The sequence below is a fragment of the Pseudomonas sp. 91RF genome, from assembly GCF_003576265.1.
Lineage (GTDB): Bacteria > Pseudomonadota > Gammaproteobacteria > Pseudomonadales > Pseudomonadaceae > Aquipseudomonas > Aquipseudomonas kribbensis.
The window spans coordinates 135,004-145,481 of record NZ_QWFC01000051.1; the positions used below are offsets into that span (position 1 = coordinate 135,004).

The window sequence follows — 10,478 nt, forward strand, 5'->3', positions numbered from 1 at the left end:
CGAGACCCAAGGCTAGCGCAATGCCCGGTCCAGAGCCAGCGGCGAAACATCGGGACACGGCTGGCGTGTCCCTTCCAGCAACGTCGGATCAGATCGCCAGGATGGCTTGTGCCAGTTGTGCGTCGGTCGCATTCAGTTGCGGTGCCTGATGGCGGATAAGATCCAGGGCACTTTCCAGTTTCACGCCGCGGATCTGGCCTTCGCTGGCGACGAAGCTGGCAGCGTCGTCACGGGCAGCGATCACGACTTTGTTGTCACGCAGCGAAGAGCTGACGTCGGAAGTCGCGTCCGAAGAGGACTTCAGCGCGCCGACAACGGCGTCGGTGGTCACGATGAAACTGGTGGCGCTGGCATTGGCAGCCACGGCCAGCAAGGCGGCAGCGCTGAGCAGGCGAAGACGGGACATGGTGTAACTCCTCTGAAAATTTCGTATTGAGAGGTGGCTTGGTGTCTGGGGAGTCAGACGCCAGTCGCACGGCATTCGCCACGTTCTGCCCGGATATTAGGCCTGTGTGAGAGGTTTCGCACAGAGGGCAAAATGCTAGCGCCAGAAGGGTTTCTCCAGCTCGTTCAGTCGATCCGCTTGGCTGAGGCCGATATCGGCGAGATCCCGCCCGTCGAGTTGAGCCAGCAAGCGCCTTGTCCTGGCGCGCTCCAGACCTTGCCAGAAGCCTTTGAATAGCCGCCGTAGAAGGCCGCAGCGGGAAGAGCATTCGACTATAACGGCTGAAACATCCTGTAAGTGATTCATGACGTCTTCCTTAAGTCTGTGGGAGCGGAAGGTCATGTTGAGCTGAATACAGTGAGCACGGCAGATACACCGTGGCAAAATTGTACTGGTTCAGTTTTTGGTAAATTGAAACTGTACCTGTCTGCGATACAGGCACCTGTATCGCATGTTTTCCGAGCCCAAAACGACAAGACCCGTCGCGGTTTCCCGCGACGGGTCTTGTTTGTTCAATTCGGGTTGCTGGCGGTGGGTCTGGTGACCAGAGCCAGCGACGCTACTTAGCGCCAGAACGGCTTGCTGAGCTCTTCGTAGCGTTGTGCTTCGCTGATACCGGCGTCAGCCAGCAGACGCGAATCCAGACGAGCCAGTTGATGGCGGCTGGAGATGCGGCGCTGCCACAACATCAGGTTGGCGATAACGCGCAGAGGCAGGGAAGCCTGGGTTTTTGCAGCTTTGTCTTCGAAGAACAGTTCGGAACTGAGTGTACGTTCCATGGTTGACATCCTTCCGCTTGTGGCGGGATCAGGTAGTGGTTTAACTGGTGCCCATGATCCTCTCGTTTGGCCAGACTCTCTAGATACAGTTCACTTGTATTGTGAGTGACCAGTTAACTGTTTATAGGGGGTGTACGGGTCAAAATCGCGCAAACTGTACCTGTCTGCGCCTATTTGGTGCGTTTTTGCTCGATTCGATGATTTGAGTAGGCAAAATCCGTAGGAAAAGACCGGTACAGCAGTACAGTTTTTGACGGGGTCGGAGGTTTTCAAATTTCCGCTGACGAAACTGTGTTTGCGCCAGCGGAATATCTGTGCGGATCAAGCCTTCAGCATGTGCCCGGTTTCTTCCAGATTGATGTGCCAGCTCAGAGCATCACGCAGGATGTGCGGGGTGTGGCCGCCGATGGCGCAGGCTTTGTCGAAGTAATCATTCAGCGCCTGGCGGTAGTCCGGGTGCACACAGTTGTCGATGATGACCCGGGCGCGTTCCCGTGGCGCCAGGCCACGCAGGTCGGCCAGGCCTACCTCGGTCACCAGGATGTCGACGTCATGTTCGGTGTGGTCGACGTGGCTGACCATCGGCACCACGCTGGAAATCGCGCCGCCCTTGGCAATCGACTTGGTCACGAACACCGCCAGGTGCGCGTTGCGTGCGAAGTCACCCGAACCGCCAATGCCGTTCATCATCCGCGTGCCGCAGACGTGGGTGGAGTTGACGTTGCCATAGATGTCGAACTCGAGCGCCGTGTTGATGCCGATGATGCCCAGGCGACGAACCACTTCCGGGTGGTTCGAGATCTCCTGCGGACGCAGCACCAGTTTGTCCTTGTACTTCTCCAGGTTGCCGAACACGTCGCTGTTGCGCCGCTCCGACAGGGTGATCGAGCTGCCCGAGGCGAAGCTCAGCTTGCCGGCGTCGATCAGGTCGAAGGTCGAATCCTGCAGCACTTCGGAGTACATGGTCAGTTCTTCGAACGGCGAATCGATCAGCCCGCACATCACCGCGTTGGCAATGTTGCCGATCCCGGCCTGCAGCGGGCCGAGCTTGTTGGTCATGCGTCCGGCATCGACTTCCTGCTTGAGGAAGGTGATCAGGTGATCGGCAATGGCTTTGGTGTCGACATCCGGCGACGACACGGTGGACGGCGAATCTGACTGCTGGGTGATGACGATGGCGACGATCTTCTCCGGCGGGATCGGGATCGCGGTGCTGCCGATGCGGTCGTCGACCTTTACCAGCGGAATTGGCGTGCGGGTCGGGCGATAGGTCGGGATATAGATGTCATGCAGACCTTCGAGGTTGGCGTTGTGCGCCAGGTTGATCTCGACGATCACGTGTTTTGCGAAGATCGCGAAGCTCGCCGAGTTGCCCACCGACGTGGTCGGCACGATATGGCCCTGTTCGGTGATGGCCACGGCTTCGATCACTGCGATGTCCGGCAGCTTCAGTTGCTGGTTGCGCAGTTGCTCGACGGTTTCCGACAGGTGCTGGTCGATGAACATCACTTCGCCGGCGTTGATCGCCTTGCGCAAGGTGCTGTCGACCTGGAACGGCATGCGCCGGGACAGGACGCCGGCCTCGGTCAGTTGCTTGTCGAGGTCGTTGCCCAGGCTGGCACCGGTCATCAGGCTGATCTTCAGCGGCGTGACCTTGGCTCGCTCGGCCAGTGCATGGGGAACGGCCTTGGCTTCGCCGGCGCGGGTGAAGCCGCTCATGCCGACGGTCATGCCGTCCTCAATCAGCGCAGCGGCGTCGGCGGCGCTCATCACTTTATCCAACAACGAAGGCAGGCGAATACGGTCACGGTACATGGATTATTTTCTCGGGCAGCGAGTAGCAGGATGCGCAGTCTAGTGAATTTCGCGGGCGCCTGTCCCGCTACCAAGGTCGCAAACGAGGCGTCTATTCAGCGGGTTTCAAGTAAAACACCGTTACCGGATCTGCAACAACGCGGCAAATTGTCCGACGGTTTTTGCAAACAAAAACGCCCCGACAAGTCGGGGCGTCCGGTACAGCAGCGAGCGATTTACTCGACCGCTTTGACCATGTCTTCGATGACTTTCTTCGCGTCGCCGAACACCATCATGGTCTTGTCCAGGTAGAACAGTTCGTTGTCCAGACCGGCGTAGCCGCTGGCCATCGAGCGCTTGTTGACGATGACAGTTTTGGCCTTGAAGGCTTCGAGAATCGGCATGCCTGCAATCGGCGACTTCGGATCGTTCTTGGCAGCGGGGTTGACCACGTCGTTGGCCCCGAGCACCAGCACCACGTCGGCCTGGCCGAACTCGGAGTTGATGTCTTCCATCTCGAACACCTGGTCGTACGGCACTTCGGCCTCGGCCAGCAGTACGTTCATGTGGCCTGGCATCCGACCGGCTACCGGGTGGATCGCGTACTTCACGGTCACGCCGTGGTGGGTCAGCTTCTCGGTCAGCTCTTTTAATGCGTGCTGTGCACGGGCTACTGCCAGGCCGTAACCCGGAACGATGATCACGGTATCGGCGTTGGTCAGCAGGAAGGTTGCGTCGTCAGCCGAACCGGATTTCACCGGACGGGCTTCCTTCTCACCGGCAGGACCGGCGTCTGCGGCATTGCCGAAACCGCCGAGCAGTACATTAAAGAAGGAACGGTTCATTGCCTTGCACATGATGTACGAGAGGATCGCACCGCTCGAACCCACCAGGGAGCCGGCAATGATCAGCATCGAGTTGTTCAGCGAGAAGCCGATACCCGCTGCCGCCCAGCCGGAATAGCTGTTGAGCATCGACACTACCACCGGCATGTCGGCGCCACCAATCGGGATGATGATCAGCACGCCCATGACGAACGCCAGGGCCAGCATCAGTGCGAATGCAGCAAGGTTGCCGGTCAGCATGAAGGTCACGCCGAGGATCAGCGTCGCCAGACCCAGTACCGCGTTCAGCTTGTGCTGACCACTGAACTGTACCGGTGCACCCTGGAACAGGCGGAACTTGTACTTGCCCGACAGCTTGCCGAAGGCGATCACCGAACCGGAGAAGGTGATGGCACCAATGGCCGCACCAAGGAACAGCTCCAGACGGTTACCCGCCGGGATCGAGTCGCCCAGTTGCTTGACGATGCCCAGCGACTGCGGCTCGACCACCGCTGCAATGGCGATGAACACCGCTGCCAGGCCGATCATGCTGTGCATGAACGCAACCAGTTCCGGCATCTTGGTCATTTCAACGCGCTTGGCCATGATCGAACCGGCGGTGCCGCCGATCAGCAGGCCGACAATCACGTAGCCGATGCCGGCAGTCGCCAATTCAGCCCCGAGCTTATAGATGAGGCCGATGGTGGTCAGGATCGCCAACGCCATGCCGAGCATGCCGAACAGGTTGCCGCGGCGCGACGTGGTCGGGTGCGACAGACCTTTGAGGGCCTGGATGAAGCAGATCGACGCGATCAGATAGAGCGTCGTGACGAGGTTCATGCTCATTACTTAGGCGCCTCTTCTTTTGCTTTCGGGGCTTTCTTCTTGAACATCTCAAGCATGCGGCGGGTGACCAGGAAGCCACCGAACACGTTGACCGCGGCCAGTGCCACGGCGAGGGTGCCCATGGTCTTGCCCAGCGGGGTGACGGTCAGGGCGGCCGCGAGCATGGCGCCGACGATCACGATCGCCGAAATGGCGTTGGTCACCGCCATCAACGGCGTGTGCAATGCGGGTGTAACGTTCCAGACCACGTGGTAACCGACATAAATCGCCAGCACGAAGATGATCAGGTTGTAGATACCGGGGGAGATAAGCTCTTCCATCGTCTGAATCCCTGCTTAGGCGTTTTTGCGGATGACTTGGCCGTCGCGGCACATCAGGCACGCGGCGACGATGTCGTCTTCGAGGTTCACTTCGAACTGGCCTTCTTTGGTGAATACCAGCTTCAGGAAGTCCAGCAGGTTGCGTGCGTACAGCGCCGAGGCGTCAGCGGCGACTTCACCGGCGAGGTTGGTCGGGCCGACGATGGTTACGCCGTTCTCGACCACGACCTGATCGGCCACGGTCAGCGGGCAGTTACCACCCTGGGCGGCTGCGAGGTCGATGACTACCGAACCGGGTTTCATCTGCGCCACAGTGTCCGCGCTCAACAGCACCGGAGCCTTGCGGCCCGGGATAAGTGCGGTGGTGATGACGATGTCAGCCTGCTTGGCGCGCTCGTGCACGGCCTGGGCCTGACGTTGCATCCAGCTCGCCGGCATCGGACGTGCGTAACCGCCGACACCGACCGCGCATTCGCGTTCTTCATCGGTCTCGTAAGGCACGTCGACAAACTTGGCGCCGAGGGACTCGATCTGTTCCTTCACGGCCGGACGCACGTCGGACGCTTCGATGACGGCACCCAGACGTTTCGCCGTGGCAATCGCCTGCAACCCGGCCACACCAGCCCCCAGAATCAGCACGCGCGCCGCTTTCACGGTGCCCGCAGCGGTCATCAGCATCGGCATGAAGCGCGGGTAGTAGTGGGCGGCCAGCAGCACGGCCTTGTAGCCGGCAATGTTCGCCTGGGACGACAGCACGTCGAGGCTCTGGGCCCGGGACGTACGTGGCGCCGCTTCCAGGGCGAAGGCGGTAATCCCGCACTCGGCTATCTTCGCGATAGTGTCGTTGTTGAACGGGTTGAGCATGCCCACCAACACGGTGCCGCGCTTGATCAGCGTCAGTTCGGCATCGCTTGGCGCGACCACTTTGAGAATCAGCTCGGCGCCAAACGCGTCATTGGCACTGCCAATGGTTGCGCCTGCCGCTTCATAGGCACTGTCGACAACGCTGGCTTTAACGCCCGCGCCGGTTTGCACAGTGACCTTATGACCTTGGCTGATCAGCTTTTTGATGGTTTCCGGGGTTGCAGCAACCCGTGTTTCACCGGTCTGGGTTTCGAGAGGAACACCAATGTGCACGTCAAATCTCCTGCGTGATCTTATTGAGTAAACCCATGCACTACGGATGGTGCGATTGGGGCGGCCGATCAGCACGATCCCGCCGAATCAGGGCGGGGCGCGGCATTTTGCAGGCGAAGTTTATGCCCTTCAAGGGATTATGACGGGTGACGGAAAATTAACTACAAGTCATCCCGTGACCGAATGTCGCAGATGGCCAGTTGAATCCCTTGCAGGCCGTGCCTTTCAAGGAGTCTGGATGAATTTGAAGAATTTTCTCATCGGTGACGTGAATAGGCCGCAATGAGTCGCGAATGAGGGCTCAAAGCCACGTCGGCAGGCGCTTGTGGGACGTCTGTACGACTTTCGGATACAGTCTGTCGATTTGCGACAAATAGTTATATCTGTAGGGCTTTGAATATCCTGACTACGGGGTTAGTAATCGCTGGAGGCCCTTATCCTTCTAGGTTGTAGCTGTGTGCCTGATTTACCAGCCAGTCGCGAAAAGCCTTGAGTGACGCAGATTCGACTTTTCGCTCGGGAATCATCAGGTAATACGCCTTGATGCTGGAGAGTGCATTCGGGTTGGCTATCACCAGGCGTTTCTCGGCCAATTCGCGCTGGATCAGGAACGGTGGGATCAGCGCGATGCCCATGTCATGCATGGCCGCCTGGGCCAGCATGGAGAATAGCTCGTAGCGCGGACCTGTCATGTCGCGGGGGATGTTCAGGTGCTGCGAGTTGAACCACTGTCGCCAGGCGTAGGGGCGGGTGGTTTGCTGGAGGAGAGGGAGATCGGCAATTTCATCGGGTGTCAGGTGAGTTTTGTTGCCGAGCAGGGCGGGGCTGCACACCGGCATCGGGTTCTCACCCATCAGTCTGTGGGATTCTGTACCCGACCAATCGGCATCACCGAAATAGATGGCGGCATCGAATTCAGTGTCGGCAAACAGGAAGGGGCGGGTGCGGTTGGTCAGGTTGACCGTGACCTCCGGATGTTTGAGCTGGAAGTCCTTGAGTCTTGGCAGCAGCCATTGCGTGCCGAAGGTCGGCACCACGGCGAGCTCGATCACGTTGGTGCCTTGCTGACCCATCACCGACAGGGTATCGCGCTCTACAGCATCGAGTTGGGTGGCAACCCGGCGGCTGTAGGAAAGGCCCGCTTCGGTCAGCTTCACTCCGCGCCGCGAACGTCGGAAGAGTTCGACGCTGAGGAAGTCCTCAAGGCTGGCGATCTGTCGGCAAATGGCTCCCTGAGTGAGGGAAAGTTCTTCGGCGGCCTTGGTAAAGCTCTCGTGGCGGGCGGCTGCCTCGAAGCTGATCAGGGCGGTGGTGCTGGGTATCTTGCGGCGCATGTACGTCAACCTCACTAATACGCCGCATATAGGGCACTTGGCGACGTTTCGGAGTGAGAAATTAGCACAACAGGATGCGAAATCCTCGTTTGCTGGGAGGGCGAAGCGCGCCTAGGATCAATGCCACGTTAATTCACCCGATTTGCGAGGACTCACTCATGGGCGGTAAAGCTAGCTTCAACTGGATCGATCCACTGCTGCTGGATCAACAGCTGACTGAAGAAGAACGCATGATCCGCGACACTGCCGCGCAATTCGCCCAGCAGAGCCTCGCGCCACGCGTTCTTGAAGCCTTCCGCCATGAGAAGACCGATCCGGCGATCTTTCGTGAGATGGGCGAAGTCGGCCTGTTGGGCGCGACCATCCCTGAGCAGTACGGTGGCAGCGGCCTCAACTACGTCAGCTACGGCCTGATTGCCCGTGAAGTCGAGCGCGTGGATTCCGGCTACCGTTCGATGATGAGCGTGCAGTCTTCGCTGGTGATGGTGCCGATCAATGAATTCGGTACCGAAGCACAGAAGCAGAAGTACCTGCCGAAACTGGCTTCTGGCGAGTGGATCGGCTGCTTCGGTCTGACTGAGCCGAACCACGGTTCCGACCCGGGCGCGATGATTACTCGTGCACGCAAAGTCGAAGGCGGTTACAGCCTGACCGGCGCCAAGATGTGGATCACCAATAGCCCGATCGCCGATGTGTTCGTGGTCTGGGCCAAGGACGACGCCGGCGACATCCGCGGCTTTGTATTGGAGAAGGGCTGGAAAGGCCTGAGCGCTCCGGCGATTCACGGCAAGGTCGGACTGCGGGCTTCGATCACCGGTGAAATCGTCATGGACAACGTGTTCGTGCCGGAAGAAAACATCTTCCCGGACGTGCGTGGTCTGAAAGGTCCGTTCACCTGTCTCAACTCTGCACGTTATGGCATCTCCTGGGGGGCGCTGGGCGCGGCCGAGTTCTGCTGGCACACCGCTCGCCAGTACACCCTGGATCGTCAACAGTTCGGCCGTCCGCTGGCTGCTACTCAGTTGATCCAGAAAAAACTGGCCGACATGCAGACCGAAATCACTCTGGCACTGCAAGGCTGCCTGCGTCTGGGCCGCATGAAGGATGAAGGCACTGCTGCGGTTGAAATCACTTCGATCATGAAGCGTAACTCTTGCGGCAAATCGCTGGATATCGCTCGCATGGCCCGTGACATGTTGGGCGGCAACGGGATCTCCGATGAATTCGGGGTGGCCCGTCACCTGGTCAACCTGGAAGTGGTGAATACCTATGAAGGTACTCACGACGTCCACGCGCTGATCCTTGGTCGTGCGCAGACCGGCCTGCAGGCGTTCTATTAACAGGAGAGCGATCATGGGCGCGCTGTCGCATCTGCGGGTACTGGATTTATCGCGAGTGCTGGCCGGCCCGTGGGCTGGTCAGATCCTGGCCGACCTTGGGGCGGAAGTGATCAAGGTCGAGCGCCCGGGCAATGGTGACGACACCCGCGCCTGGGGGCCGCCCTTCCTGAAAGACGCTTATGGCGAGAATACGTCGGAGGCGGCGTATTACCTGTCGGCCAACCGCAACAAGCAATCGGTGACGATTGATTTCACGCGTCCCGAGGGTCAGAAACTGGTGCGGGAGCTGGCAGCCAAGTCGGACATCCTGATCGAGAACTTCAAAGTCGGTGGGTTGGCGGCTTATGGACTGGACTATGAGTCGTTGAAGGCGATCAATCCGGATCTGATTTATTGCTCGATCACTGGTTTCGGTCAGACCGGGCCGTATGCGAAGCGCGCGGGTTATGACTTCATGATCCAGGGGCTCGGCGGGCTGATGAGCCTGACCGGGAGACCCGAGGGGGATGAGGGTGCCGGGCCGGTGAAAGTGGGGGTGGCGCTTACGGATATCCTTACGGGGCTTTATTCGACCGTGGCGATTCTGGCAGCGCTGGCTCACCGTGATCACGATGGTGGCGGCCAGCACATTGATATGGCGCTGCTGGATGTGCAGGTGGCGTGCCTGGCTAATCAGGCGATGAACTACCTGACGACGGGCAATGCGCCAAAGCGGCTGGGGAATGCGCATCCGAATATCGTGCCGTACCAGGATTTTCCTACGGCTGATGGCGACTTCATTCTCACGGTGGGTAATGACGGGCAGTTCCGCAAATTCGCCGAGGTGGCGGGACAGCCGCAGTGGGCGGATGATCCGCGTTTCGCGACCAATAAGCTGCGTGTGGCGAATCGGGCGGTGCTGATTCCGTTGATCCGTCAGGCGACAGTCTTCAAGACGACCGCCGAGTGGGTGGCTCAGCTGGAGCAGGCGGGGGTGCCGTGTGGGCCAATCAATGATCTGTCGCAGGTGTTCGAGGATCCACAGGTGAAGTCTCGCGGGTTGGCGATTGAGCTGCCTCATGCGTTGGCAGGGATGGTGCCGCAGGTGGCCAGCCCGATTCGGTTGTCTCGGACGCCTGTGGAGTATCGTCGTGCGCCTCCTTTGTTGGGCGAGCATACCTTGGACGTTTTGCAGAGGGTGCTGGGTCTCGGGGCGGGTGCAGTGGCTGCGATGAAAGAGGATGGAGTGCTCTGAAGGTTCTCTCTATATAGAAGGGTATTGAGTCCTTCTTCTATATAGAGGGTCTTGAGCGTTTTTTGGCCTATCTGCAAGTTGTTGAAAGAAAAGCAAAATTAAGGGTTGACGGCAGATCCTGAGTCTCTATAATTCGCCCCACTTCCGGCGCAGTAGAAACGGAAAACTCTTTGAGATTCAATGAGTTATGTAAGTTTCGATAGCGGATGGCTTCAGTTCATCGAAGCCTGGAAGGCGTTGGAAATGCCGGTTTGTCTGGTGCTTTCAATGGTTCGGTCTTCTCGATCGAAAGCGGGGGAAAAGAGGTGTTGACAGCAGCGTGTAACGCTGTAGAATTCGCCTCCCGCTAACGAGAGATCGGAAGCGCAAGTGGTTGAAGTTGTTGAAGAAATCTTCGAAAACTTCTGAAAATAATCACTTGACAG

General features: G+C 58.8%; 10 protein-coding genes and 1 pseudogene. 2 read left to right on the forward strand and 9 right to left on the reverse strand.

Annotated elements, in window-relative coordinates; genetic code table 11:
- Positions 1–88: 88 nt before the first annotated feature.
- From DXT77_RS27910 to DXT77_RS27945, 8 genes are all read right to left on the reverse strand, one after another.
- A complete protein-coding gene (locus tag DXT77_RS27910) occupies positions 89–406 on the reverse strand; it encodes a DUF2388 domain-containing protein (RefSeq protein WP_085713004.1) in 318 nt (105 codons plus the stop codon).
- Between the two features lie 135 nt (positions 407–541).
- Positions 542–751 (reverse strand): DUF1127 domain-containing protein, encoded by a 210-nt coding sequence (locus DXT77_RS27915; RefSeq protein WP_119429950.1) that lies wholly within the window; start codon positions 749–751, stop codon positions 542–544.
- Between the two features lie 257 nt (positions 752–1,008).
- On the reverse strand, positions 1,009–1,224 hold the full coding sequence (locus DXT77_RS27920; RefSeq protein WP_003220409.1) for a DUF1127 domain-containing protein: 216 nt from the start codon (positions 1,222–1,224) through the stop codon (positions 1,009–1,011).
- A gap of 321 nt (positions 1,225–1,545) precedes the next feature.
- The gene (locus DXT77_RS27925) at positions 1,546–3,039 is read right to left on the reverse strand and encodes an acetyl-CoA hydrolase/transferase family protein (protein WP_119429951.1); all 1,494 of its coding nucleotides are present in this window, start codon (positions 3,037–3,039) and stop codon (positions 1,546–1,548) included.
- Positions 3,040–3,254: 215 nt separating this feature from the next.
- A complete protein-coding gene (locus DXT77_RS27930) occupies positions 3,255–4,688 on the reverse strand; it encodes an NAD(P)(+) transhydrogenase (Re/Si-specific) subunit beta (protein ID WP_119429952.1) in 1,434 nt (477 codons plus the stop codon).
- Positions 4,688–5,008 carry an NAD(P) transhydrogenase subunit alpha gene (locus DXT77_RS27935; protein ID WP_003220416.1) on the reverse strand — a complete coding sequence of 107 codons (321 nt, stop codon included), beginning with the start codon at positions 5,006–5,008 and terminating at the stop codon, positions 4,688–4,690. Before DXT77_RS27935 ends, DXT77_RS27930 begins: the two co-directional genes overlap by 1 nt.
- A 15-nt stretch (positions 5,009–5,023) precedes the next feature.
- Positions 5,024–6,145 carry a Re/Si-specific NAD(P)(+) transhydrogenase subunit alpha gene (locus DXT77_RS27940; RefSeq protein WP_119429953.1) on the reverse strand — a complete coding sequence of 374 codons (1,122 nt, stop codon included), beginning with the start codon at positions 6,143–6,145 and terminating at the stop codon, positions 5,024–5,026.
- A 434-nt stretch (positions 6,146–6,579) separates the two neighbouring features.
- Complete coding sequence (locus DXT77_RS27945; RefSeq protein ID WP_119429954.1) at positions 6,580–7,479, reverse strand: LysR family transcriptional regulator; 900 nt, start codon at positions 7,477–7,479, stop codon at positions 6,580–6,582.
- A 158-nt stretch (positions 7,480–7,637) separates the two neighbouring features.
- Here DXT77_RS27945 and DXT77_RS27950 point away from each other — a divergent pair, with 158 nt between their 5' ends.
- Entirely contained in the window at positions 7,638–8,819 is a 1,182-nt protein-coding gene (locus DXT77_RS27950) for an acyl-CoA dehydrogenase (protein WP_119429955.1), read from the forward strand.
- 10 nt (positions 8,820–8,829) lie between these two features.
- The gene (locus tag DXT77_RS27955; RefSeq protein ID WP_178083502.1) at positions 8,830–10,053 is read left to right on the forward strand and encodes a CaiB/BaiF CoA-transferase family protein; all 1,224 of its coding nucleotides are present in this window, start codon (positions 8,830–8,832) and stop codon (positions 10,051–10,053) included.
- 212 nt (positions 10,054–10,265) lie between these two features.
- Here DXT77_RS27955 and DXT77_RS30000 read toward each other — a convergent pair.
- Positions 10,266–10,478: pseudogene (locus tag DXT77_RS30000) on the reverse strand (hypothetical protein); the annotation flags it as partial.

Coding starts and splice junctions, on each gene's coding strand:
- DXT77_RS27910 (WP_085713004.1), bottom strand. CDS start 406: ATGTCCCGTCTTCGCCTGCTCAGCGCTGCCGCCTTGCTGGCCGTGGCT.
- DXT77_RS27915 (WP_119429950.1), bottom strand. CDS start 751: ATGAATCACTTACAGGATGTTTCAGCCGTTATAGTCGAATGCTCTTCC.
- DXT77_RS27920 (WP_003220409.1), bottom strand. CDS start 1,224: ATGGAACGTACACTCAGTTCCGAACTGTTCTTCGAAGACAAAGCTGCA.
- DXT77_RS27925 (WP_119429951.1), bottom strand. CDS start 3,039: ATGTACCGTGACCGTATTCGCCTGCCTTCGTTGTTGGATAAAGTGATG.
- DXT77_RS27930 (WP_119429952.1), bottom strand. CDS start 4,688: ATGAGCATGAACCTCGTCACGACGCTCTATCTGATCGCGTCGATCTGC.
- DXT77_RS27935 (WP_003220416.1), bottom strand. CDS start 5,008: ATGGAAGAGCTTATCTCCCCCGGTATCTACAACCTGATCATCTTCGTG.
- DXT77_RS27945 (WP_119429954.1), bottom strand. CDS start 7,479: ATGCGCCGCAAGATACCCAGCACCACCGCCCTGATCAGCTTCGAGGCA.
- DXT77_RS27950 (WP_119429955.1), top strand. CDS start 7,638: ATGGGCGGTAAAGCTAGCTTCAACTGGATCGATCCACTGCTGCTGGAT.